Genomic DNA, 23,956 nt, shown 5'->3' on the forward strand with positions numbered 1-23,956 from the left:
AAAAATAAGAATTTTAAACCATCCTTTTTAACACAAGTTTACAATTCTCTTAATAGAGTTTTAAGACCCAATCCTCCTTTCTTTGTAATAATGAAACAAATACTTACTTTTCTAACTCTTTTTATGTGTCTAAATTTCTTAAACGCACAAGAAAAAAGAAAAATCATATCAGGTAAAATGGTGTTAGATAGTTTGCCTATTGTTAATGTACATATTATCAATCAACATACAAAAATTGGTACAATTAGTAATGATAATGGTATTTTCAAAATTCCTGTTCGTCTTGGTGATACCTTATTTTTCTCACATTTACAATATCAAGACAAAGTTATTATCATCACAGATAAAACAATTGTAAATCAAAAAATAAACATTTCTTTAGAAGAAAAAACGGTTGTTTTAAAAGAGATGGTTTTAGAAAAACAACGAAGTATTTTTTATCAAGATCCAGAAATAACAAATTATAGTGGCCCTGTTGTAAATGCAAAGAAATTAAACCTGCCATATGCAAATACTTTTGCTAAGAAAGATAAATCTATCGTTAGTTTTAGTTCTGGAGCTGCCATCAGTTTAGATAATTTAATATGTGCTTTAAACGGAAGCCACAGAAGAGAAAAACAAATGAAAGAGATGGCGTTAGAAGATAGTGAACTCGAAAAAATTAGAAAACATTTTACGGATGATTTTTTTATTACTGATTTAAAAATCAAGAAACTTTATATCAATCAGTTTTTAAATGATTGTATTGATAAAAATATAATTCGTATTTTTAAAAGGGATAACAAATTAGATGTCATCAAACTATTAATAAAAGAAAGTAGACTATTTCCTCACAGAATAATGGAAGAAGACATCTATTTAACCAACCATTAATACTCGTAAATGGAAAAAAAACTACTTCAATTACTTTTATTTTTTTTATCATTTACTGCTTTTTCTCAAGAAGATAAAACATTAATTTCGGGTAGAGTTATAGACTCTATTGGTATTGTTAAAAATGCAAATATCATCAACCTAAAAACAAAACAAGGTACTTTTTCTTTTGATGATGGCCGTTTTCAAATCTATGTTTCAGAAGGCGATTCTATACAAATTTCAAACATACAATACAGCACCAAAACAATCATAATTAACAAAAAAACAATCATAAATAAAGCGTTAATTGTTCCTTTAAAACAAAATACTTATGTTTTAGATGAATTTGAATTAAAACGAAACCACTTAATTGGGCAGTTAGCTGTTGATATTAAATCTGTACCGAAAAACGAAAAAATTGCGTTATTAAAAAGTAATATGGATTTTTCTAATGTAGATTTCTCTTTAAAAGACCATAGAATTGATGCTAATAATAGAGCAAGTTCTAAAGTAGTAAACACGGTTGCTAATTCGTATTCTGGACTTAATGTAGGCGGAATTATAGGTGGTTTATTTTCTTCTAAAAAGTTTGAAAAAACACAATCTAGAGATAAAGAATTTGATCGTAAAAAAGTATTTAAAAATAAAATATTGGTGGAATTTGGTGACCATTTTTTCTTTAATAAATTAAAAATTCCTAAAGAAAAATACTTTCATTTTATAGAATATTGTTTACCTTTTGGTATTGAAAAAATGTATGCCGAAAATAGACTTTTAAAGATTATAGAAATATTTCAACAAGAAAGCGCATCTTACTTAGAAACTTTAAACGAAGAATAAACCTATCTGACATGGTAAAAAAACTACTTACAATTTTCGTGTTTTTTGTAACGTTTACTACTCTATCACAAGAAACAAAAATATTACTATCTGGTAAAGTTATAGATTCTTTGGGCATTGTTAAAAATGCAAATATCATTAACATACAAACAAACCAAGGTACTTTTTCTTCGGATGATGGCCGATTTAGAATTTTTGTTTCAGAAGGAGATTCTTTACAAGTCTCAACAATACAACACATTACCAAAAAAATAAAGATTACCAAAACAATTAAAGATTTAAAATCGATAACTATTACACTTAAACAAAACACTTATGTTTTAGATGCATTCGATTTAAAACGAAATGATTTAATGGGCAGATTAACTGCAGATTTAAAAGGAGTTCCTAGAAGTAGAAAAGACTCTTTATTAAGCAAGGTATTAGATTTTTCTAACATCAATTTTAAACAAAAAGACCCTACAATTGATGCCGTTGTTAAAGCAAAACCACCTATTGTAAACACCGTACCTAATTCCTTTGGAGGCGCAGGAGCTGGTGCTAAAATTCCTTTTCGTGATTCTGAACGTTTATGGGCATTGCGTAAAAAATTAGAACGTAAAAAACAATTTCCGTATAAAATAATGTCAGAATTAGGTGAAAAATTCTTTTTCGAAAAATTAAAAATCCCAGTAGATCATTACTTCCATTTTTTAGAATACTGTAATCCTTTGGGTGTAGAAGAATTACATAAAGAAAATAAGATATTAGAACTTATAAAAATCTTTCAGAAAGAAAGTGTTCCTTATTTAAAAATCATAAAAAAAGAGTAATTTGGCGCAATAATTGTTTTATCATCCTCATGAATACTAAAAAAACTATTTTACTTTTATTTATAATTCCCCTTCTCTCCTTCTCTGCTCACAAGTACTATTTGAGCTTAACACAAATAGAATATAGAAGCGAATTACATACAGTACAAATAACTATAAATGTTTTTATTGATGATATAGAGACTGCCTTAAACAAAGATTACAATATCGATTTACAATTAGATACCAAAAAAGAATTAAAAGATAATGATGTTTATTTTAAGAAATATCTAAATCAAAAATTACATTTAAAAATTGATGACGTTTCTAAAACCTTTAATTACATTGGTAAAGAGTACGATGGTGATTTAGTTTATTTCTATCTAGAAATAGAAGATGTTACTGGAGTAAATACCATAGAAATTTCAAATAAAATACTTACAACACATTTTCCTCAACAACAAAATTTAATAAAGTCTAAAGTGGGTAAAAAACACAAAAGTATTTTGTTAAACGCTAAAAATGATAAAGGTTTGTTAAAATTTTAACTCTTTTTAACTTTTTTAACTACTTATCCTTAATTTGTACGCTAATTCAACTCAGGTACAAATGAAAAAAATTACTTTACTCTTACTTACGCTGTTTTTTATTGGGACAACCATGTATGCTCAAGAACAAAACATTACAAAACAGGGGCACACAAATCAAAACAAATTTAAACAACTTAAAGACGAACTAGCTACCCCAAATAGCCAAAGAACAGCTTCTGGTGCTCCAGGTGTAAATTACACGCAGCAAAAGGTAGATTATGTAATGGATATTGTTTTAGATGATGAAAATCAAAAAATAACAGGTAAAGAAACCATTACCTATCATAACAACTCTAAAGATGATTTATCATATTTATGGGTACAATTAGACCAAAATATGAGGGCTAAAGATTCTAAAACGCCAGATATTCAACCTAATAAAATTGCTAAAAGCATTAGTAAAACCCAGTTTGAGAGTACTTATGATTCTGAACCTTTTGATGGTGGTTTTAAAATTACAAGTGTAACAAACACAAACGGTAGCAACTTATCTCATACCATTAACCAAACAATGATGCGTATTAACTTACCAAAACCTTTGGCTTCTGGAGAAACTTTTTCTTTTAAAATAAATTGGTGGTACAATATTAATAACCACAGAACACAAGGTGGTCGTTCTGGATTTGAACATTTTACAGAAAATGACAATAACAATTATGTAATTGCACAGTTTTATCCAAGATTGTGTGTATATGATAATGTAGAAGGATGGCAAAACGGTCAGTTTTGGGGAAGAAGCGAATTTGCTTTAGAATTTGGAGATTTTACGGTAAATATTACAACTCCCAAAGACCACATGTTAGGTGCAACGGGAGTTTTACAAAACGAAAATGATGTTTTTTCAAAAACAGAATTAAAAAGATTAGCAAAAGCTAGAAAAACTTTTGACAATCCTGTTGTTATTCGTACTCAAAAAGAAGCAACTAAAATTGAAAAAAGTAAATCTAAAGAAACTAAAACTTGGAAATTTATTGCTAAAAACGTGCGTGATTACGCGTTTGCAACTTCAAGAAAGTTTATTTGGGATGCCATGGCAGTAGATATTAATGGTAAAACGGTAATGGCATATTCTTTATATTCTAAAGAAGCGAATCCTTTATATGGAGAGCATTCTACAAGAGCAGTTGCACAAACCTTAAAAACATATTCTAAATATACATTTGATTATCCGTATCACAAAGCAATTTCTGTTGATGGACAAATGGGAATGGAATACCCACAAATTTGTTTTAACCCAGGAAGACCAGATGCAGACGGTACCTATTCTGATAGAGTAAAATACAGAATGATAAAAGTAACGATTCATGAAGTTGGACATAACTTTTTTCCAATGATTGTAAATTCTGATGAAAGACAATGGACTTGGATGGACGAAGGTTTAAATTCTTATGTAGAAATGCAAGCAGAATTAGCGTATGATAAAGATTTCCCTATTACTAGAGGATATCCTAAAAATATTGTAAAATATATGGCTGGCGATCAATCTAAGATTGCTCCAATTATGTCTAAAGGAGATCATGTGTATGAATTTGGTAACAACGCTTACGGTAAACCTGCCACTGCATTATGGATTTTAAGAGAAACTATAATGGGTAAAGAATTGTTTGACCATGCTTTTAGAACTTATGCACAACGTTGGATGTTTAAACACCCAACTCCTGCAGATTTTTTTAGAACAATGGAAGATGCCTCTGGTGTAGATTTAGATTGGTTTTGGAGAGGATGGTTTTACACTACAGATGTAACCGACATCGGTATTAAAGGTGTAAAAAAATACTATACAAAAGCAAATGGAGAAAACGTAGATTTTATAGAAGACACAACAGAAGGACTAGCATTTAGTAAAGCGAAAAGTAAAAAATCTAAATTCTACTACGAAATTACCTATAATAAACCAGGTGGATTAGTAATGCCAATTATTGTGCAATTTAGTTATACAGACGGTACAACAGAAAGAAAAGTATATCCTGCACAAATATGGAGATATAATGATCAAGAAATTACCAAAGTATTTTCTTCAAACAAAGAAGTTTCTAAAATTACTATAGATCCTAACCAAGAAACGGCAGATGTAGACCCATCTAACAATAGCTGGCCAAAAGAACAAAATAACAAGTTCGAAAAATTTAAAAGCAAAATAAAAGGATAACAAACGTTCTTTTATCAAAAAAAGCGATACCTAAGGATATCGCTTTTTTTGATAAAAATTTGTTAATTTTTTAACATTTAACCAACGTTTGTAGACTTATCACTAATTTTATCGATAATTAAACCCAAATTAAAACAAATGAAAAAACTCTCTTTATTCATGTTTTCTTTATTTTTTGTTGCAGCAGCTAGTTTTGCGCAAGAAAAAAAAGAAGAAAGTAAAGGTCCACAAGGACACACAGACCAAAATAAGTTTAGACAACTAAAAGATGTTTTGGCAACTCCTAACGATCAACATACTGCTTCAGGTGCTCCTGGAAGCCAATATAGTCAACAAAAAGTTGATTATGTAATGGACATTCGTTTAGAAGAAAGTACCAACAAAATTTATGGAAGCGAAGAAATTACATATCACAACAACTCTAAAGATGCTTTAGAATATTTATGGGTTCAGTTAGATCAAAATATGAGAGCCGATGATTCTAAAACACCTTTAGCAAAATCTACAGGGGCTGCTCCTTTCATTACTCCAGAGAACTTTAAAAAAGAGTATATGAAAGAAAGCAAAGGCTTTGGTTTTAACATCGAAAAAGTAGAAAGTAATGGTAAGCCATTATCACACTTTATCAATAGAACCATGATGCGTATTAATTTACCTAAACCATTAGCTTCTGGAGATACTTTTAAATTTAGTATTCAATGGAATTATAAAATTAACGACATTAACAAAGATGGTGGTCGTTCTGGTTTAGAAACATTCCCTGACGGAAACAACAACTATACAATTGCTCAATTTTTTCCAAGATTAGCGGTTTATAACAATGTAGAAGGATGGCAAAACATGCAATTCTGGGGACGTAGCGAATTTGCTTTAGAATTTGGAGATTACGAAGTTAACTTAACCGTACCTGCAGATCATATTGTAGATGCAACTGGTGTTTTACAAAACGAAAAAAATGTTTTAACAAAAACGCAACGTAATCGTTGGGAACAAGCAAGAAAATCTTACGACAAACCTGTAATAATTGTAACACAAGCAGAAGCTGAAAAAGCAGAAAAAGGACGTGCTACAAAAACTAAAACCTGGAAATTTAAAGCAGAAAAAGTAAGAGATTTTGCTTTTGCATCTTCTAGAAAATATATTTGGGATGCCATGGCAACCAAAATAAATGGTAAAACAGTAATGGCCGTTTCTTTATACCCTAAAGAAGGTAATCCGTTATGGGAAGAACACTCTACAAGAGCTGTGGCACATACTTTAATTGAGTACTCTAAATTAACATTCGATTATCCTTACCCTAAAGCTATTTCTGTACATTCTCAAAGACAAGGAATGGAATATCCTATGATTTGTTTCAACTTTGGGCGTCCAAACGCAGACGGAACCTATTCTGACAGAACTAAAAAAGGAATGTTAGGTGTAATTATACACGAAGTTGGACATAACTTTTTTCCGATGATTGTAAATTCTGATGAAAGACAATGGACTTGGATGGATGAAGGTTTAAATTCATTTGTAGAAATTTTAGCAGAATATAGTTATGATTATGATTTATTTGCAAATAACCCTGCAAAAGAAATTACAAGATATATGAGCGGAGACCAAAGTAACATCTCTCCTATTATGTCTCAAGGTGATTATGTAAAACAATTTGGACCTAATGCATACACCAAGCCTGCAGCTGGTTTATTTATATTGCGTAAAACAATTATGGGACCAGAGTTATTTGACCATGCATTTAGAACTTACGCTAAAAGATGGATGTTTAAACACCCTACTCCTGCAGATTTCTTTAGATCTATGGAAGATGCTTCTGCAATGGATTTAGATTGGTTTTGGAGAGGTTGGTTTTATACCACAGATGTAAATGACATAGGTATTAAAACAGTAAAACCATTATATTTAACAGATAAACCTAACGAAAGAGTTGCCAAGTTAAAAGAACAATACAAACAATATTTTGATGGCTTAGGTGAGTTAGTATATATTACTGATAAAAAAGAAGATGCCAACGCAAAAGCAATGGATGCCCATGCAGAAGGTAAAGAAATACCGGCTTATATGTATGCCGTAGAGTTTGAAAAACCAGGAGGTTTAATTATGCCACTAATTGTAGAGTTAACCTATGCTGATGGTACAAAAGAAAAACAGACATTTCCTGCTCAAATTTGGATGAAAAATGATACTTCTGTAAAAAGAGTATTTGCTTCATCACAAGAAATTAAAAGCATACAAGTAGATCCTGATTTTGAAACTGCTGATGTAGATACATCTAACAACAGTTGGCCAAAGAAAGAATCTAATGAGTTTGATAAATTTAAAAAAAGAGTAAAAGAATAAACTATAAATAGGTATCCTTTAATCTAAAAGCCTCACAAATATTTGTGAGGCTTTTTTTATCACTCTTAATTTATACAACTCTTTAAAAGCAGCTGATTATCAACATCTAAAAGCACTAAAATACGTTCAGAATAGAATCGTTTACTCTTATTAAGACCAACAAAAAATTACGCACAACAAAAAATGTACATTCATTTACTACTTTTCTAGAATTATAAAAATTTAATAGTAGACTACAAATAGAATTATGATTTCTTAGCTTTTTTTGGCTTTAAATTAAGCTTTTATCTTATGATATATACCCTAAAAAAACTAACTTCGTAAGAGGGAAAGAACTTACTTTTAAAGAAATAAAATCCCTTATAAATTAAACAAAACAGTATGAAAATTGATAATATTTTAGAATCCATTGGTAATACACCTGTGGTAAGATTAGCTAAATTATTTCCAGATGCTAATGTTTGGATGAAACTTGAAAAAGCGAATCCTGGAGGAAGCATTAAAGATAGAATTGCACTTGCAATGATAGAAGATGCCGAAAAAAGAAACCTTATAAACAAAGATACAGAAATTATAGAACCAACTTCTGGTAACACAGGTATTGGTTTGGCAATGGTAGCTGCCATTAAAAATTACAAACTTACACTTGTAATGCCAGAATCTATGTCTCTAGAAAGACGTGCTTTAATGAAAGCCTACGGTGCGAACCTTGTATTAACTCCTAAAGAATTAGGTTTGGGTGGTACTATTGCAAAAGCAAAAGAAATGGTTGCCGATAATAAAAATTCGTGGATGCCTTCTCAATTCACAAACCCTGCAAACCCACAAATACATTATAATACAACAGCAATAGAGGTTGTTAACGACTTTCCGGAAGGATTAGATTATTTAATTACTGGTGTTGGTACAGGTGGACATATTACTGGTATGGCAGAAGTTTTAAAAGAAACATTTCCTACCATAAAAGTACTTGCCGTAGAACCAAAAGATTCTGCAATTATTTCTGGAGATAAACCAGGGCCACATGCTTTACAAGGTATCGGACCAGGTTTCTTTCCAGAAGTATTTAATTCAGATTTAATTGACGGTGCTATTAAAATTACCAAAGAAGAAGCTTTTACAGAAGTAAGAAATATAGCAAAAACAGAAGGTATTTTAGTTGGTATTTCTACAGGAGCATCTTTAGCTGCTGTTAGAAAACAATTACAAACCTTAAAAGGAGAAGAAACAATACTAACTATGAATTATGATACGGGAGAACGTTACCTTTCTATAGAAGGTCTTTTAACAGAATAATACCTAAAAAGATATCATAAGTTAAAAAGAAAACCTCACAAATTAGTGAGGTTTTCTTTTTTAAAACCAATATTAAAAACCTTCTTTTTAGATTGAAAAAACTAACTTTGCCTCTCGGTATTCTGCTTTTTTTAACAGTTACTTTAGATAAAACTACAGTTACCAACAATCATACAAAAACAAAATGAATAACGAAGAAAGCGCCATAAAGACAACTTACTTTAGCTTGATATCTAATTTTATTTTAGCAATAATAAAAGGTCTTGCGGGTTTTTTTGGTAATTCTTACGCGCTAATTGCAGATGCTATTGAATCTACCACAGATATTTTTGCTTCCTTTTTAGTTTTACTGGGTTTTAAATACGCAAAACGTCCTGCGGATGAAAACCATCCTTACGGACACGGAAAAATAGAGCCTTTAATTACCTTTGGTATTGTAGCTTTTTTGGTGGTTTCTGCTACTGTAATTGCCTACAAAAGTATTCTAAACATTCAGTCTCCTCAAAAAATTCCAAAAACATGGACTTTAATTGTATTAGCCGTAATAATAATTTGGAAAGAAATTTCATTTCAAATTGTAATCAAGAAAAGTAAACTAACCAATAGTACATCACTTAAAGCAGATGCTTGGCACCATAGAAGTGATGCTATTACATCTGTGATGGCTTTTATTGGTATTTCTATAGCTATTATATTTGGCAAAGGGTTTGAAGCTGCTGATGATTGGGCAGCATTATTTGCGGCGGGTTTTATTTTATACAATAGTTACTTAATTTTAAGACCTGCTTTAGGTGAGGTAATGGATGAACAATTGTATGACGACCTTATTCTTGAAATTAGAAAAAAATCAATAGAAGTTCCGGGGGTTTTAAACACAGAAAAATGTTTTATCAGAAAATCTGGAATGAAATTTCACGTAGATTTACATGCCATTGTAAACAGCGAGATTTCTGTAAAAGTAGGACATGACATTGCGCATCATTTAAAAGACTACTTACAAGCAGAAATACCCAATTTAGGACATATATTAATTCATATAGAACCTAACACAAAAAAAGGTTAGAAAAAAAGATCCCTGAGTATTTTAAATACACAGGGACAAATAATATTAAAAGATTGATAAATTCTTTATTTGAAGAAAGAATCTACAAATTCGTATTTATTAAATACTTGTAAATCATCTATACCTTCTCCTACTCCAATATATTTTACAGGTATTTTAAATTGATCTGAAATACCAATTACAACTCCACCTTTTGCTGTACCATCTAATTTGGTAACGGCTAAAGAACTAACTTCTGTTGCTAAGGTAAATTGTTTGGCTTGTTCAAAAGCATTTTGCCCCGTAGATCCATCTAAAACCAGCAAAACTTCATGAGGAGAATTATCTACTACTTTTTGCATTACACGTTTAATCTTTGTCAACTCATTCATTAAATTGACTTTGTTATGTAAACGACCAGCAGTATCTATAATTACAACATCTGCATTTTGAGTAACGGCAGATTTTAAAGTATCAAATGCTACAGAAGCAGGATCTGACCCCATTTCTTGACGTACAATTGGTACATCTGTTCTGTCTGCCCAAACTTGTAATTGATCTATTGCAGCTGCTCTAAAAGTATCTGCGGCTCCTAAAACAACCTTTAAACCTTGTTTTTTAAACTGGCTTGCTAATTTACCAATAGTTGTTGTTTTACCAACTCCGTTTACACCAACAACCATTATTACATAAGGTTTTTTACCTTCTGGGATTGTAAATTCAGTTTCATTGCCAATATTTGTTTCAGACAAAAGACCCGCAATTTCTTCGCGAAGAATTCTGTTTAACTCATCTGTACCAACGTATTTATCTTTAGCAACTCTGGCTTCTATTCTATCTATAATTTTAAGAGTTGTGCTTACACCAACATCTGATGCTACTAAAATCTCTTCTAAATTATCTAAAACATCATCATCTACCTTAGATTTACCTGCAACTGCTTTTGTTAACTTGCCAAAAAAACTTTCTTTAGACTTTTCTAATCCTTTGTCTAAGGTTTCTTTTTTCTCTTTTGAAAATATTCTTTTAAAAAAACTCATTTTTATTTTTTATGCTATATGGCAATACGTTAAAAAACGTGCCATTTGTTAGGTTTGGTCAAATTGTCACCTATAAGGCTGCGTTAGCGATTGAAATGGCATCCTTTTCTTAAAAAAAACAATTACTTGTTTTAGAGTAAAGGTTGATCATTAATAATAAAAACGTTTTGCGCTAGAACAGTATAAGAAAAGATATAATGTAAAGCGCGACCTTTAGGTAACGCCCAAAAATACGTAATTATTAGACAAAAAAAAAAACTACTTTCTAATTATAGAAAGTAGTTTTGAATATTTTATGTAGTTAAACTTACTTTTTTGCTAAAAAGTCGTTTACTTTTTCTGGTGCTATGATCGTTTCTACAAATGTATAAGCTCCTGATTTTGGAGACTTTACCATCTTAATAGCTTTTGATAATCTTTTTGAAGATGTCTGTAACGATGCTACTGTTTTTTTTGCCATTGTCTATTTTTTTTAATCTATGTGCTCTATTCTGAGTTCTAGACAGTTTAATTATTTAATTTCTTTGTGAACAGTCATTTTCTTTAAGATAGGATTGAATTTTTTAATTTCCATTCTATCTGGAGTGTTCTTTTTGTTCTTAGTTGTAATGTATCTAGAAGTACCTGCTAAACCTGTTGCTTTGTGCTCTGTACATTCTAAAATTACCTGAACTCTGTTTCCTTTTTTTGCCATCTGTATAAAATTTTAAATTGCTCGAGCGCTTATTTAGTTAAAAATCCGTTAGCTCTCGCTTCTTTTATAACTGTAGAAATTCCTTTCTTGTTAATATTTTTTAATGCAGAAGCAGATACTTTTAATGTTATCCATTTATCTTCTTCTGGGATATAAAAACGCTTGGTCATTAGATTAGCGTCAAACTTTCTCTTAGTTCTATTTAAAGCGTGAGATACATTGTTCCCAACCATTGCTTTTTTTCCTGTTAATTCACAAACTCTAGACATCTTTTCGACAGTATTTATAGTGTTATCTCTAAACGAGGTGCAAATATACAATTAATTATAAATGTGAACAAAACTATTTTTATAATTTTTTATATTTATTTCTAAAATGCCCAAAACCTATTAAAAACGAATGTTTTTAACAGCCTTTTACTAATTAATCTTTGCTACACTAATTCCTTATACACCATTTCTAGCGCTTTACTTACAGTTCTATTTATTACTTTTTCTCTTGGTTGCCCAAAATTAAATTCTTTTACAATTTCTTTTTCATCAGAAATAATAGCAATGTAAACGATTCCTACACTTTTGTCTGTGTTATCTGTAGTTGGTCCTGCATTACCTGTTACTGCAATGGCATAATTTGTTTGCAATTTAGCTTTAACTCCTCTGGCCATTTCTAAAGCAACTTCTTTACTTACTACTGTATATGTATTAATAGTAGCTGGTAAAACACCTAATAAATTTATTTTGGTATCTGCAGTATAGGTTATAAAACTACCTTTGTAATAGGCAGAAGAACCTGCAACTGACACTATATTTGCTGCAATCTGTCCGCCTGTTAAACTTTCTGCTGTGGCAATACTTTGGTTATTTTTTTGCAACAGCTCTCCTATTCTTTTTTCTAAAGAACTATCCTCATCTAAACCTGTAATAATTTCTGGTATTAATTGATAAATGGCAGCTACTTTTTCATTTAACTCTTTTTCTAGAGTTTCTTTATTTTTGCCAATGGCAGATAAACGCAGTCGAACTTTACCAAATGATGGCAAATAGGCTAGTTTTATATACGTTGGTAAATTATTTTCAAAATCTTCAATTCTTTCTGCAATCATACTTTCTCCTAGTCCATACGTCATAATTGTTTTATGCATAATGAAATCTAGTTGAAATTGTTTTTGAATTCTTGGTAAAACTTGATTGGTAATTAAACCTTTCATTTCATACGGAACTCCTGGTAATGACACAAAGACAGTATCATTTTCGTAAAACCACATACCTGGTGCTGTACCAAAACTATTTGTTAATAAAGTAGCTTTTGATGGCAGTTGCGCTTGGTATCTTTGAATTTCTTTAAATGGATGACCAATCTTTTGAAACATCTCTTTAATATGTGTTATTACTTCTGGATACTCTACAAGCTTATCATCCTTAAAAAACTTTGCAATCGTTTTTTTAGTGATGTCATCTTTTGTGGGCCCTAAACCTCCTGTTAGAATAACAACATCTACTCTTTCTTGTGCTTCTTTTAAAGCATTTAAAATATGTTGCTCATCATCTTGAATAGAAGTTATCTGATACACAGAAACTCCGATTTTGTTTAATTCCTGACCAATAAATTGCGAATTTGTATCTACAATTTGTCCGATGAGAATTTCATCTCCAATAGTTATAATTTCTGCTTTCATTGTCTGTTTTTAAACGCAAAGGTTGCAGAGTTTTTGCAAAAATCTCAAAGAATTATTTCTTTGCGAACGTTGCTTATTCTTTGTGTACCTTGCGGTTTAACCTATTTTACTCTAATATTAAAAGCTTCTTTACCTTCAATTACTCCTTTTAAGTTATCGTTTTCTACAACCTTACCAACTCCAGCAGGTGTTCCTGTAAAAATGATATCTCCTTTTTTTAACGTGAAGTATTGAGAAACATAAGCAATTAATTCATCGGTTTTCCATAACATTGCATTGGTGTTTCCATCCTGAACAATTTCATCATTTTTATATAATTGAAATTTTAAATTCTCTAATTCGAATTCTTCCTTCGGATAAAACTCTCCTACAACGGCACTTCCATCAAAAGCTTTTGCTTTTTCCCATGGCAAACCTTTTTCTTTGCATTGAGCTTGCACATCTCTTGCTGTAAAATCGATTCCTAAACCAATTTCATCATAATATTTATGAGCAAACTTTGCATCAATATGTTTACCTACTTTATTTATTTTCACTAAAACCTCTACTTCATAATGTACATCATCAGAAAAAGGTGGAATAAAAAATGGATTTTTTCTTGGTAAAATTGCCGAATCTGGCTTTAAAAAAACAACAGGATTTTCTGGTCTTTCGTTAGCCAATTCTTCGATGTGTTTTGCGTAATTGCGCCCAATACAAATTATTTTCATTTATATACGTTGAAAATTAAATGATTCAAAATTTATAATTAAAGTAGATTTTAATTCTAAACTGCCAACTGCAACTGAATTACTATCTACTTTTTTTACTCTCCTGCTTCTGGAAAAACAATAGCTCTATTTCCTGAAACAATGATCTGATGATTTAAATGGTTTTTTACAGCTCTTGCCAAAACCAATTTTTCTATATCTGCACCAATTCTTTTTAAGGTTGTTGGTGTACTTTCGTGCGTTACAGGTTTTACATCTTGCTCTATAATCGGTCCTTCATCTAAATCTACCGTTGCATAATGTGCCGTTGCCCCTATTAACTTAACTCCTCTTTCATAGGCTTTTCTATAAGGATTTGCTCCTTGAAAAGCGGGTAAAAAAGAATGATGAATATTGATGATTTTTTCTGGATAATGATTGATAAAATCTGCAGATAAAATTTGCATATATCTTGCCATAATTATCAAATCTATATCGCTAGCATCTAACAATTCTTTAACCTGTGCTTCTTGTTTTAATTTGGTTTCTTTGGTAACTGGTAAATAATGAAAAGGAATATGAAACATGTTTGCAATGTATCTTAACTTATCATGATTACTAATAATCATTTTTACATTACAATCTAATCGTCCTTCTTTAGAACGTTCTAACAAATCATATAAATTATGACTTGTATGTGAAACCATAATGGCTACATTTTGTTTTTTATCATCGTAATTTACAGACCAATCTATATTTAAGGGAGTTGCCAATTCTAAAAAACTACTTTCTAATTCTTTTTTAGAAAGTGTTGTTCCGTCTGCATTTAAACGAATTCGCATAAAATAGGTGTTCTCAATAGCATTTACGTATTGCTGTGAGCTTACAATATTAAATCCTTTTTCATAGAAAAAACTGGTAATTTTAGCTACCAATCCTTTTTGATCCGGACATTTTATTAAAAAAGAAACTACTTTTGATTTCATTGTTTATTCAAAATTTAAATGTTCTCGATACAAATTTATTCATACTTCATAAATTCACTCGAACTGACAAACTGATACTGTTAACTGAATACTAAAACCTATGGTATCCATTTTTTAGGAAAGTTTGGTTTTCTTTTTTCTAGAAAAGCATCTCTTCCTTCTTTTGCTTCATCCGTCATATAAGCAAGTCTTGTTGCTTCACCAGCAAAAACTTGTTGCCCCACCATTCCATCGTCTGTTAAGTTCATAGCGAATTTTAACATTTTTATAGAAGTTGGAGATTTTTCTAAAATTTCTTGTGCCCATTCATATGCAGTAGATTCTAATTCGTCATGAGGAATAACAGCATTTACCATCCCCATTTCATACGCTTCTTGTGCTGAATAATTTCTTCCTAAGAAAAAGATCTCACGAGCTCTTTTTTGCCCCACCATTTTAGCCAAATATGCAGAACCATAACCCCCATCAAAAGACGTTACATCTGCATCTGTTTGTTTAAAAATAGCATGTTCTTTAGAGGCCAAAGTTAAATCGCAAACCACGTGTAAACTATGTCCGCCACCAACGGCCCATCCCGGAACCACTGCAATTACAGCTTTTGGCATAAACCTTATTAAACGTTGTACTTCTAAAATATTTAATCTGTGATAACCATCTTCACCAACATAACCTTGATGCCCACGTGCTTTTTGATCTCCGCCTGAACAGAACGAATAAACTCCGTCTTTTGTACTTGGTCCTTCTGCAGAAAGTAGCACAACACCAATATTTACATCTTCGCCAGCATCATAAAAAGCATCGTATAGTTCTTTAGTTGTTTTAGGCCTAAAAGCATTTCTAACATTAGGTCTATTAAATGCTATTCTAGCAACTCCATTACACTTTTTATAAGTAATGTCTTCGTATTCTTTAACAGTTTTCCACTCGGGTTGTATCATAATTTTGTATTTTGGACGTTCTTTTAGAAGAACAAAATAATTGGGTACAAAAATAAAAGATTCAAATTTATGATAAAGAAATCGTTCACACTAATATTTATGCTATTTTGCCTTAACGGGTTTACTCAAAAAATTATAAAAAAAACAATTGTATCTGACTACGCAGATGACCGAAGAGAAATAAAAATCTATTTACCAGAAGGTTACAATGCTAAAGAAGAAAAAAACTACCCCTTAGCTATTGTTTTAGATAGTGAATTTTTGTTTGATACCTATGTTGGTAATTCTGTTTTATTTGCAGCAAAAGACAAAGCTCCAAAGCAAATTGTTGTAGGAATTGAAATGGCAAAAACTAGAAAAAAAGACACCTATTTTAATATTACAAACGGAGAACTAACTACAGATAATAAAAAGTTTTATCAATTTATAAAAGATGAAGTTATTTTAAACATAGAAAGTACTTACAAAACTTCTCCTTTTATTACACTTGTAGGCGAAGGTACTTCTGCAAACTTAGTTTCTTATTTTTTAGGAGAAGAAACTCCGTTTATCAATTCTTATATCTGTATAAACCCTACTTTCTCAAATTTTATTGGGCAACAATTAGAGTCATACAACCTACCTAGATATCAAAAAGAAGACAATACTTTTTACTTTTATATTAACAATGCTACCTCTTTTTCTACCGATAAACAGACACAAATAGGAGAACTACAAACTCTTTTAAACTCTGTAGAGTTAAAGAACTTTAATATTATAAATGACACTATACATACGTCTAGTAATATTTCTGCAATGAGCGAAGCAATTCCGAGAGCCTTAAACCAAGTGTTTCAGATATATTCTGCTATTTCTAAAGAAGAATTTAATGAAAATATAAAAGATTTATCGCCTGCAGACGCTATTGCATATTTAGAAAACAAATATGTAGAAATAGAATTTCTTTTTGGAAGCAGCTTAAACATTAGAGAAAATGATGTGTACGCGGTAGAAAAAATAGTTATGGAAAAAGAAAATGGAAACCAGTTACTTCCGTTTGGTAAAATGATTTTAAAACTTTTTCCCAACTCTCCTTTAGGCGACTATTATATTGGCAAGTATTACGAAAAAGGAAAACAAATCAGAAAAGCAATCTTACAATATAAAATAGGCTATGGTAAAATGGATCCTGCAGACCCAAATGCCGATAAATTTTATGACAATATTTTAAGATTGGGAGGTAGATAGGCTCGTTAGCAGTTAGCAGTTAGCAGTTAGCAGTTAGCAGTTAGCAAAAATAAAATTCTATTTCTAAAAAAATAATTAAAAAACAATTTTACTGCCTACTACTGCGAACTTACTACTGTATACTATTTACACCAACTCTATTCTATCTTCTTTAATTAAAATAAGTTTCTGTCTATATAAATTTCCAACTGCTTTTTTAAATGCTTTTTTACTCATTTTCATGTGAAAACGTATAGAATCTGGAGAACTTTTATCTGTTAATAACAAAAAGCCTTCTCTACTTTCTTTTAACTTAGTAAGTACTTTTTCTACATCAGAATCAATTACGTTTCTAAAACCTTGTGGACGCAAAGAAACATCAATTTTTCCGTCTTCACGAATCTGCTTTATATAACCTGTAACTTCCATATTCTCTTCTAACTCCTGAAAAACTTCACTTCTAAAAAGCAAACCATCAAACTCTTCATTAATTAAAACCGTATATCCTAAACCTGTTTCGGTTTCAATTACTAAGTTTACCTTATCTCCTTCTTTTAAGTACATGTCTACCGCTTCCGAATTATTTTCGTCTTCTTGTAAATGCTCTTCTCCTTCGTATAAATCTTCTTGTGAATCCATTATTGTATATATTTAAAATATGCTTTTAAAATTAAATCATTTTCTTCACTTGGCGTAAAGATTTCTAATATTTTTGGTTTTTCTGATGTTTCATAAAAACCGTCTAATTGTTCTTGTACTGTTTCTGTTGAATCTGCTTTTAAATAATCGAAATTGTACATTTTACACAAATGCACTGCAGTTAAAGAATGCGGAGTTTCAAAATATTTAGCCGCGTTTGTGGTTCCTGGTCCTGGAATAATTTTAAAGATTCCGCCACCAGAATTATTAATTAAAATAATTCTAAAGTTTTTAGGAATATTAATATTCCACAACGCATTACTGTCATAAAAAAAACTAATATCTCCGGTTATAAAAACAGTCTGATTTTTAGCCGCAAAAGCTGCGCCAATAGCGGTACTTGTACTTCCATCAATTCCGCTTGTTCCTCTATTACAATAAACATTGTTTGTTTTATCTATAGAAAATAATTGCGCGTATCTAATAATAGAACTGTTGCTAATTTGCAACTGACTATTAGTAGGCACACTTTTTATAATTTGCTCAAAAACTTTAAAATCAGAATGTGTTGTTTTTGATAAATAGGCAGTATGTTTCTCTCGCTTCTCATCACGAAATTGCAACCATTTTTGCTGATAATTACTTTCTTTTTTTACAATTATTCCATTAAATTTCGAAAAGAAATCTAACGGTTCTATTTGAATAAATTCTGATAAACAAAAAAACGTGTTCATTGCTTTCTTCTTATCAATATTCCAATGATGTTTTGGCTGATATTTTCTTAAAAATTGCTTTATCTTTTTAGAAACAATCATTCCTCCAAAAGTAATTAACACGTCTGGTTTTAAAGCCTCAAACTGCTCTTCATCTAAAGAAAAAATTAATTGATCTATAGAATCTATCGCTTTCTGTTGATGTAAATTAGACGTGGTTTCTGTTAAAATTAAAACAGAAGTATCATCAGCATAAAAATCCATTAATTGATGTAGTTCTTCATCCGGATAATTAACGCCAACAAGAATCATTTTCTTTTTGGCTGCATTCCAAATTTTAGACAAAGCATCATAATCTGTATCGTCATTACGAGGAGTAAACGACGAAGTAATCTCTTCAAAAGATTGTTTCACTTTGTTCGCAATAACCGTATCAATTGTAGAAACAGTTTCATACAAAGGCTCATCAAACGGAACATTTATATGCACAGGTCCTTTTTGCGAAACTGCTATTTGCAAAGCCTCACAAATAAGTTTTGAGTTCTCAACTGCGCTCGAACTGACAACTTCATCAATTAAATTGGCAGAAAACAAAATATGATTTTCAAAGACATTTTCTTGACGAATGGTTTGTCCGTCGCCAATATCTATTAAACGTTTTGGTCTGTCTGCAGAAATTACCACTAACGGAATGTTACTATAAAAAGCTTCTGCAATTGCAGGATAATAATTTAACAAAGCAGAACCAGATGTACAAACAATTGCAACTGGTTTTTGCCTTTGTTGCGCAATACCCAAAGCAAAAAAAGCAGCACAACGCTCATCTACCACACTTAATGCTTCTATTTCTGGATGATTAGAAAAACCAACCGTTAACGGAGCATTTCGTGAACCAGGAGAAATAACAACGGTATCAATATTAAATTGACTACATGCTGAAATTACAATTTGTGCTAAAGGTTTCTTAGGATACATTACTATAAGTTACAAAGTGGCAAAGTTACAAAGTCAAAAAGTTATTGAAGACAAAAAAGTCGCAAACTTTCATTTATTACTTTGAAAGTTAACGACTCTTTAATTTTATTTATTAGCTATTCGTTTCTAAACAAGTTTAGCCCTGATTGAAACGGCATCCTTTTTATAATCTTTTTAGAAAAGCGTCATTACGAGGAACGAAGTAATCTGTTTTTAATTAAGAGATTGCCACAGTTTACAAAAAAGTAAACTTCGCAATGACAGAAATAAAAAGATATAGTGAAAAGCAGGAAATAGCTTCTAATAATTACAACTAAAGTTATTGGTAAGCTACTAAGTTACAAAGTCGAAAAGTCGAAAAGTTAATGAAGCCAAAAAAGTCAGAAAGTAAAAAACATTTTTTCTACTTTCTGACTTTAATATCTAAAAACCAACTGCGTTGGTTAGTTTCCTTTTTTGTAATCTTCTAAAAACTTAGCCAAACCACTATCTGTTAAAGGGTGTTTTAACAAACCTTCAATAGCACTTAAAGGTCCAGTCATAACGTCAGATCCTAATTTTGCACAGTTAATAATGTGCATTGTATTACGTACAGAAGCTGCTAAAATTTGAGTTTCGAAACCGTAATTGTCATAGATTAAACGAATTTCTTTAATTAAATTCATTCCGTCTGTAGAAATATCGTCTAAACGACCAATAAATGGAGAAACATACGTTGCACCTGCTTTAGCAGCCAATAAAGCCTGACCTGCAGAAAACACTAACGTTACGTTTGTTTTAATCCCTTTAGAAGAAAAATATTTACACGCCTTTACACCGTCTTTTATCATTGGTAATTTTACCACAATCTGAGGGTTTAAAGCAGCCAAAGCTTCACCTTCTTTTACCATTCCATCAAAATCTGTAGCAATTACTTCTGCAGAAACATCTCCTTCTACCAAGTTACAAATTTCTTTGTAATGATTAATAATGTTTGCTTCACCAGTAATTCCTTCTTTAGCCATTAAAGATGGGTTTGTAGTTACACCGTCTAAAATACCTAAAGCTTGCGCTTCTTTAATTTGCTCTAAATTTGCAGTATCAATAAAAAATTTCATTTGTATATATTTAGTTGTAATTGTTCTGTTTTATTTGGGCGTTCGAGCGGGCTTTTCGCTGCAATCTTTTTATTTTGTCTTTGCTCATAAATCTTTTTCTGCTTTATGCAGCATTCTTATAATTAATTAACAAATTGCTTCGTTCCTCGCAATGACGCTAATTAAAAAATAAAAAGGATTTCCACTTCAATCCCTAACGCAAAGATAGTTAGTTATAAATAATTTAAGAAGTTAAATAAAAATATTTTCAGTCCTAATAGGTTTTTAAAACATTGCTGTTCAGAATACTTTTTTGAGGATAATTTATTCTAAAAACCTTCTAAAGTTTGGCTAAAGCCACTATTCTACTTATTAAATGAACACAGGCTAAAGCCAGTGACAATTAAAAACCAAAACAAACTCTTTATTATTCAATTTTTAAATTGCCTATGGATTTATCCATAGGTAATTAAATTATTTCAACACAAGGGCTTTAGCCAAAATGCATTATTTGTTTTTTAAACACATATTTTTTTTAATAGAGCATGCTCCATTACTATAATTTATAATGATTCATTAAAATTTTCTCATACATTCTGTCTGGCAGAATTCGTTTTAAAATAATAGAAAACTTCTCCATAAAGCCACCTACTTTATAATGGATCTTAGGATTTTTAGTATTTATAATTTTAAAAACAGCCTTGGCCATTTCTATAGGATCCATTCCTCCACTTACGTGCGCATCCATTAAATTTAAGTTTGCCTGATAATTTTCTTTGTAAGCCGATTTTTCAAAAACGGGTGTGTGATATCTTCCTGCAGCAATATTGGTTGCAAAATCTCCTGGAGCAACACATGTTACTTTAATTCCGAATGGTTTTACCTCCATACTTGTCGCTTCAGTTATGGTTTCTAAAGCTCCTTTTGTAGCAGAATATAATCCGCGGAAAGGCAACCCCATATAACCTGCAATAGAAGTTACATTTATAATAAGTCCCGCTTTTTGTTTGCGCATTTGCGGTAAAGCAGCTTTCATTACATCGATAGCTCCAAAAAGGTTGGTATTAAAAACAGCGCGCATTTCATCAGTTGGTGTATCTTCTATAGGACCAGTAATTCCCATTCCTGCATTGTTTACCAAAATATCTAAACGTCCTTCTTTTTGAATTATAAGATCGATTGCCGAATTAATGGTATCTACTTTTAAAACATCTAAAGCAATTAGATCAAAAGAAAAATTGGCTGTGTTTTTAGGGTTTCTGCTTGTTCCGTAAACTTTGTACCCTTTTTCAGATAAAAACGTAGCAATAGATTTTCCTATTCCGGATGAAGCTCCAGTAATTAATACAACTTTAGACATATAATTATAAAAAGATTGAATTATTAAAAATTTGTAGAATACAATGCTAAATTTTTTGATAAAAATATTTAGAGGCTTGAATTCGGGTGCAAATATCTTAAAAGTAAATGAAGGAAACTAACAAGGACAAAGTTAATACCGCTATAAAAAAGAAAAATTCTGAACCGATTCAGAATTTAAATTTAGTGCATAAAAAAAGGCAAGCTACCTACATCACACTGCTACAACCTAATACCTTTGCTGCGTTCCCGCCCTGGAGGATTCAAAGGGAGCTAGTTGTGTAGGACTTGCCGAGTGCAAATTTACAAGCTTTTTTTATTATGACAACAAAAAAAAGTGATATTTTTTTGTAACATTTTCAACACTCTGAATACTAATGTATTGTTGAGATAAATTACAATCTTTTCTAGGAAAGTAAAAACTATCAACAATGAAATCAATATATTTGTATAACTAAACTTAAAAAAAAATGGAAAATCAAGCAGATAGTAAAAGCATTATACTTAATTACGGACTATACCTAGGTGTAATAGGTATTATTGTTCACTTAATTCTTTTTGCAACAGGTAGCTTATTAGAATTTCAATGGATTAATAGCCTTGTTAGTTTTGTTGCAATGATTGCGCTTATTATAATAGGTATTAAAAAGTTTAGAGAAGCTAATGACGGCTTTATCTCTTGGGGACAAGGCGTTAAAATAGGGCTAGGAATTACTATGATTAGTGCCGTAATTGCTTTGGTGTATACATTTTTATTTATGAATTATATAGACCCTACTTTTCAGCAACAAGCCATGGAATTGCAACAACAAAAATGGTTAGATGCAGGTATGACAGAAGAACAAGTAGATAATGCAGTAGCCATGGCTCAAAAATTTCAGAGTCCTGGTATTTTAGCAGCTATTATTTTAGCTACATCTGCTTTCTTTGGTTTTATAATTTCTGCTATTGCTGCTGCAATCATGAAAAAATCTGAAGAAGAAACTTACTAAATATTAGTTAAAAAGCAGTAAAATTAAAAAGTTTTAACCAAGGCTTTATAACTTTACAACTTAGAATTTTAGAATATAAAAAACATGGATATTTCGGTAGTAATACCACTTCTTAACGAAGATGAATCTTTACAAGAATTATACGATTGGATTGCAAAAGTTATGCAATCCAATCGTTATTTTTATGAAGTTATTTTTATTGATGATGGTAGCACAGACAATTCTTGGAAAGTAATCGAAGAATTATCTGCTAAAAATGAAGCTGTAAAAGGAATTCGTTTTCAAAAAAACTACGGAAAATCTCAAGCTTTAGATGCTGGTTTCGAAATAGCAAAAGGTAACGTAGTTATAACTATGGATGCAGATTTACAAGACAATCCAGATGAAATTCCTGAATTGTATAATTTAATCGTTAAAGAAAATTTCGACCTTATTTCTGGATGGAAAAAAAAGCGTTATGACAACGTTCTCACTAAAAACATCCCTTCAAAATTATTTAATGCTGCCGCTAGAAAAACATCTGGTTTAAAACTAAACGATTTTAATTGTGGCTTAAAAGCTTACAAAAACGAAGTTATAAAAGCAGTAAAAGTAAGCGGAGAAATGCACCGATACATTCCTGTTTTAGCTAAAAACGAAGGGTATACTAAAATTGGCGAAAAAGTAGTACAACATCAAGCTAGAAAATACGGGGAAACCAAGTTTGGAATGGACCGTTTTGTAAATGGTTTTTTAGATTTAATTACCATTTCTTTTTTATCAAAATTTGGTAAAAGACCCATGCATATTTTTGGCCTTTGGGGAACTTTAATGTTTCTATTCGGAACAACTTCTGCATTTTATATTGGAGCCATAAAACTATACAAAGTATTTAATGGCATTAAAACAATACTGGTAACAGACAATCCTTGGTTTTATATTGCCTTAACTTCTATGATTTTAGGAACTTCTTTATTTTTGGCAGGATTTATTGGAGAACTCATTATAAAAACAAAAAGTAACGAAAAACACTATACGATTAAAGAAAAACTCAATTTCTAAATAGTATATTTGCACCTCAATTAAGTAACA

23 protein-coding genes and 1 other RNA gene are annotated in these 23,956 nt (G+C 30.8%); 11 read left to right on the forward strand and 13 right to left on the reverse strand.

From position 1 onward, the window contains the following. Positions 1-90: 90 nt before the first annotated feature. The 8 genes from WHD07_RS04675 (at position 91) to WHD07_RS04710 (ending at position 9,924) form a co-directional block, all read left to right on the forward strand. Positions 91-873 (forward strand): carboxypeptidase-like regulatory domain-containing protein, encoded by a 783-nt coding sequence (locus WHD07_RS04675; RefSeq protein WP_343330262.1) that lies wholly within the window; start codon positions 91-93, stop codon positions 871-873. Positions 874-882: 9 nt separating this feature from the next. Beyond that, complete coding sequence (locus tag WHD07_RS04680; protein WP_343330263.1) at positions 883-1,695, forward strand: hypothetical protein; 813 nt, start codon at positions 883-885, stop codon at positions 1,693-1,695. Positions 1,696-1,706: 11 nt separating this feature from the next. Continuing rightward, a complete protein-coding gene (locus WHD07_RS04685) occupies positions 1,707-2,507 on the forward strand; it encodes a hypothetical protein (RefSeq protein WP_343330264.1) in 801 nt (266 codons plus the stop codon). A 29-nt stretch (positions 2,508-2,536) separates the two neighbouring features. Beyond that, the gene (locus WHD07_RS04690; RefSeq protein WP_343330265.1) at positions 2,537-3,034 is read left to right on the forward strand and encodes a DUF6702 family protein; all 498 of its coding nucleotides are present in this window, start codon (positions 2,537-2,539) and stop codon (positions 3,032-3,034) included. A 61-nt stretch (positions 3,035-3,095) separates the two neighbouring features. After that, positions 3,096-5,225, forward strand: a complete 2,130-nt coding sequence (locus WHD07_RS04695) for a M1 family metallopeptidase (protein ID WP_343330266.1) — start codon at positions 3,096-3,098, stop codon at positions 5,223-5,225. Positions 5,226-5,363: 138 nt separating this feature from the next. After that, on the forward strand, positions 5,364-7,565 hold the full coding sequence (locus WHD07_RS04700; RefSeq protein WP_343330267.1) for a M1 family metallopeptidase: 2,202 nt from the start codon (positions 5,364-5,366) through the stop codon (positions 7,563-7,565). A 381-nt stretch (positions 7,566-7,946) separates the two neighbouring features. Further along, positions 7,947-8,861 (forward strand): cysteine synthase A, encoded by a 915-nt coding sequence (gene cysK, locus WHD07_RS04705; protein WP_343330268.1) that lies wholly within the window; start codon positions 7,947-7,949, stop codon positions 8,859-8,861. Between the two features lie 184 nt (positions 8,862-9,045). Next, positions 9,046-9,924: a cation diffusion facilitator family transporter gene (locus tag WHD07_RS04710; RefSeq protein WP_343330269.1), complete on the forward strand. Its 879-nt coding sequence runs from the start codon at positions 9,046-9,048 to the stop codon at positions 9,922-9,924. Between the two features lie 65 nt (positions 9,925-9,989). Here the strand turns inward: WHD07_RS04710 and ftsY are convergent, their stop codons facing one another. The 8 genes from ftsY to WHD07_RS04750 all read right to left on the reverse strand — a co-directional run bounded on the left by ftsY (position 9,990) and on the right by WHD07_RS04750 (position 15,925). Next, positions 9,990-10,943, reverse strand: coding sequence for a signal recognition particle-docking protein FtsY (gene ftsY, locus WHD07_RS04715; protein ID WP_105049173.1), 954 nt, complete (start codon positions 10,941-10,943; stop codon positions 9,990-9,992). 307 nt (positions 10,944-11,250) lie between these two features. Beyond that, a complete protein-coding gene (locus tag WHD07_RS04720) occupies positions 11,251-11,403 on the reverse strand; it encodes a DUF4295 domain-containing protein (RefSeq protein WP_105049174.1) in 153 nt (50 codons plus the stop codon). A 51-nt stretch (positions 11,404-11,454) separates the two neighbouring features. Then, entirely contained in the window at positions 11,455-11,637 is a 183-nt protein-coding gene (rpmG, locus tag WHD07_RS04725) for a 50S ribosomal protein L33 (RefSeq protein ID WP_105049175.1), read from the reverse strand. Between the two features lie 29 nt (positions 11,638-11,666). Continuing rightward, positions 11,667-11,906, reverse strand: a complete 240-nt coding sequence (gene rpmB / locus WHD07_RS04730) for a 50S ribosomal protein L28 (RefSeq protein WP_105049176.1) — start codon at positions 11,904-11,906, stop codon at positions 11,667-11,669. A gap of 164 nt (positions 11,907-12,070) precedes the next feature. Beyond that, the gene (locus tag WHD07_RS04735) at positions 12,071-13,312 is read right to left on the reverse strand and encodes a competence/damage-inducible protein A (RefSeq protein WP_343330270.1); all 1,242 of its coding nucleotides are present in this window, start codon (positions 13,310-13,312) and stop codon (positions 12,071-12,073) included. Positions 13,313-13,413: 101 nt separating this feature from the next. Next, positions 13,414-14,022 carry a fumarylacetoacetate hydrolase family protein gene (locus WHD07_RS04740; RefSeq protein ID WP_105049178.1) on the reverse strand — a complete coding sequence of 203 codons (609 nt, stop codon included), beginning with the start codon at positions 14,020-14,022 and terminating at the stop codon, positions 13,414-13,416. Between the two features lie 95 nt (positions 14,023-14,117). Continuing rightward, the gene (purU, locus tag WHD07_RS04745; protein WP_343330271.1) at positions 14,118-14,987 is read right to left on the reverse strand and encodes a formyltetrahydrofolate deformylase; all 870 of its coding nucleotides are present in this window, start codon (positions 14,985-14,987) and stop codon (positions 14,118-14,120) included. Between the two features lie 98 nt (positions 14,988-15,085). After that, positions 15,086-15,925, reverse strand: a complete 840-nt coding sequence (locus tag WHD07_RS04750; protein WP_105049180.1) for a 1,4-dihydroxy-2-naphthoyl-CoA synthase — start codon at positions 15,923-15,925, stop codon at positions 15,086-15,088. Positions 15,926-16,024: 99 nt separating this feature from the next. Here WHD07_RS04750 and WHD07_RS04755 point away from each other — a divergent pair, with 99 nt between their 5' ends. Continuing rightward, positions 16,025-17,152, forward strand: a complete 1,128-nt coding sequence (locus WHD07_RS04755; RefSeq protein WP_343330272.1) for an alpha/beta hydrolase-fold protein — start codon at positions 16,025-16,027, stop codon at positions 17,150-17,152. 126 nt (positions 17,153-17,278) lie between these two features. On the opposite strand, the gene WHD07_RS04760 is transcribed toward WHD07_RS04755, so the two are convergent. The 5 genes from WHD07_RS04760 to ffs all read right to left on the reverse strand — a co-directional run bounded on the left by WHD07_RS04760 (position 17,279) and on the right by ffs (position 22,187). After that, positions 17,279-17,770 carry a DNA-binding protein gene (locus WHD07_RS04760; protein WP_343330273.1) on the reverse strand — a complete coding sequence of 164 codons (492 nt, stop codon included), beginning with the start codon at positions 17,768-17,770 and terminating at the stop codon, positions 17,279-17,281. Then, positions 17,770-19,458 carry a 2-succinyl-5-enolpyruvyl-6-hydroxy-3-cyclohexene-1-carboxylic-acid synthase gene (gene menD, locus WHD07_RS04765; protein ID WP_343330274.1) on the reverse strand — a complete coding sequence of 563 codons (1,689 nt, stop codon included), beginning with the start codon at positions 19,456-19,458 and terminating at the stop codon, positions 17,770-17,772. The genes WHD07_RS04760 and menD overlap by 1 nt, the downstream gene beginning before the upstream one ends. 443 nt (positions 19,459-19,901) lie before the next feature. Next, complete coding sequence (gene fsa / locus WHD07_RS04770; protein WP_105049183.1) at positions 19,902-20,555, reverse strand: fructose-6-phosphate aldolase; 654 nt, start codon at positions 20,553-20,555, stop codon at positions 19,902-19,904. Positions 20,556-21,090: 535 nt separating this feature from the next. After that, the gene (locus WHD07_RS04775) at positions 21,091-21,894 is read right to left on the reverse strand and encodes an SDR family oxidoreductase (protein WP_343330275.1); all 804 of its coding nucleotides are present in this window, start codon (positions 21,892-21,894) and stop codon (positions 21,091-21,093) included. Positions 21,895-22,088: 194 nt separating this feature from the next. Next, positions 22,089-22,187, reverse strand: an RNA gene (gene ffs / locus WHD07_RS04780) — signal recognition particle sRNA small type. A 176-nt stretch (positions 22,188-22,363) separates the two neighbouring features. Between ffs and WHD07_RS04785 the strand changes: the two genes are divergently transcribed. Together WHD07_RS04785 and WHD07_RS04790 are read left to right on the forward strand one after the other, a co-directional pair. Next, entirely contained in the window at positions 22,364-22,885 is a 522-nt protein-coding gene (locus WHD07_RS04785) for a DUF4199 domain-containing protein (protein WP_105049185.1), read from the forward strand. Positions 22,886-22,969: 84 nt separating this feature from the next. Continuing rightward, complete coding sequence (locus tag WHD07_RS04790; RefSeq protein WP_343330276.1) at positions 22,970-23,926, forward strand: glycosyltransferase family 2 protein; 957 nt, start codon at positions 22,970-22,972, stop codon at positions 23,924-23,926. The last annotated feature ends 30 nt before the right edge of the window (positions 23,927-23,956 follow it).

Origin of the sequence: Polaribacter staleyi, assembly GCF_038024045.1 — a bacterium.
Taxonomy (GTDB): Bacteria; Bacteroidota; Bacteroidia; order Flavobacteriales; family Flavobacteriaceae; genus Polaribacter; species Polaribacter butkevichii.

Excerpts from the sequence above, each read along its gene's own strand:
- menD (WP_343330274.1), bottom strand. The coding sequence starts at position 19,458 with ATGTATCCTAAGAAACCTTTAGCACAAATTGTAATTTCAGCATGTAGT.
- WHD07_RS04785 (WP_105049185.1), top strand. The coding sequence starts at position 22,364 with ATGGAAAATCAAGCAGATAGTAAAAGCATTATACTTAATTACGGACTA.
- rpmG (WP_105049175.1), bottom strand. The coding sequence starts at position 11,637 with ATGGCAAAAAAAGGAAACAGAGTTCAGGTAATTTTAGAATGTACAGAG.
- WHD07_RS04710 (WP_343330269.1), top strand. The coding sequence starts at position 9,046 with ATGAATAACGAAGAAAGCGCCATAAAGACAACTTACTTTAGCTTGATA.
- WHD07_RS04790 (WP_343330276.1), top strand. The coding sequence starts at position 22,970 with ATGGATATTTCGGTAGTAATACCACTTCTTAACGAAGATGAATCTTTA.
- rpmB (WP_105049176.1), bottom strand. The coding sequence starts at position 11,906 with ATGTCTAGAGTTTGTGAATTAACAGGAAAAAAAGCAATGGTTGGGAAC.
- WHD07_RS04690 (WP_343330265.1), top strand. The coding sequence starts at position 2,537 with ATGAATACTAAAAAAACTATTTTACTTTTATTTATAATTCCCCTTCTC.
- fsa (WP_105049183.1), bottom strand. The coding sequence starts at position 20,555 with ATGAAATTTTTTATTGATACTGCAAATTTAGAGCAAATTAAAGAAGCG.
- WHD07_RS04700 (WP_343330267.1), top strand. The coding sequence starts at position 5,364 with ATGAAAAAACTCTCTTTATTCATGTTTTCTTTATTTTTTGTTGCAGCA.
- WHD07_RS04750 (WP_105049180.1), bottom strand. The coding sequence starts at position 15,925 with ATGATACAACCCGAGTGGAAAACTGTTAAAGAATACGAAGACATTACT.
- ftsY (WP_105049173.1), bottom strand. The coding sequence starts at position 10,943 with ATGAGTTTTTTTAAAAGAATATTTTCAAAAGAGAAAAAAGAAACCTTA.
- cysK (WP_343330268.1), top strand. The coding sequence starts at position 7,947 with ATGAAAATTGATAATATTTTAGAATCCATTGGTAATACACCTGTGGTA.
- WHD07_RS04680 (WP_343330263.1), top strand. The coding sequence starts at position 883 with ATGGAAAAAAAACTACTTCAATTACTTTTATTTTTTTTATCATTTACT.
- WHD07_RS04775 (WP_343330275.1), bottom strand. The coding sequence starts at position 21,894 with ATGTCTAAAGTTGTATTAATTACTGGAGCTTCATCCGGAATAGGAAAA.
- WHD07_RS04675 (WP_343330262.1), top strand. The coding sequence starts at position 91 with ATGAAACAAATACTTACTTTTCTAACTCTTTTTATGTGTCTAAATTTC.
- purU (WP_343330271.1), bottom strand. The coding sequence starts at position 14,987 with ATGAAATCAAAAGTAGTTTCTTTTTTAATAAAATGTCCGGATCAAAAA.
- WHD07_RS04740 (WP_105049178.1), bottom strand. The coding sequence starts at position 14,022 with ATGAAAATAATTTGTATTGGGCGCAATTACGCAAAACACATCGAAGAA.
- WHD07_RS04735 (WP_343330270.1), bottom strand. The coding sequence starts at position 13,312 with ATGAAAGCAGAAATTATAACTATTGGAGATGAAATTCTCATCGGACAA.
- WHD07_RS04755 (WP_343330272.1), top strand. The coding sequence starts at position 16,025 with ATGCTATTTTGCCTTAACGGGTTTACTCAAAAAATTATAAAAAAAACA.
- WHD07_RS04760 (WP_343330273.1), bottom strand. The coding sequence starts at position 17,770 with ATGGATTCACAAGAAGATTTATACGAAGGAGAAGAGCATTTACAAGAA.
- WHD07_RS04695 (WP_343330266.1), top strand. The coding sequence starts at position 3,096 with ATGAAAAAAATTACTTTACTCTTACTTACGCTGTTTTTTATTGGGACA.
- WHD07_RS04720 (WP_105049174.1), bottom strand. The coding sequence starts at position 11,403 with ATGGCAAAAAAAACAGTAGCATCGTTACAGACATCTTCAAAAAGATTA.
- WHD07_RS04685 (WP_343330264.1), top strand. The coding sequence starts at position 1,707 with ATGGTAAAAAAACTACTTACAATTTTCGTGTTTTTTGTAACGTTTACT.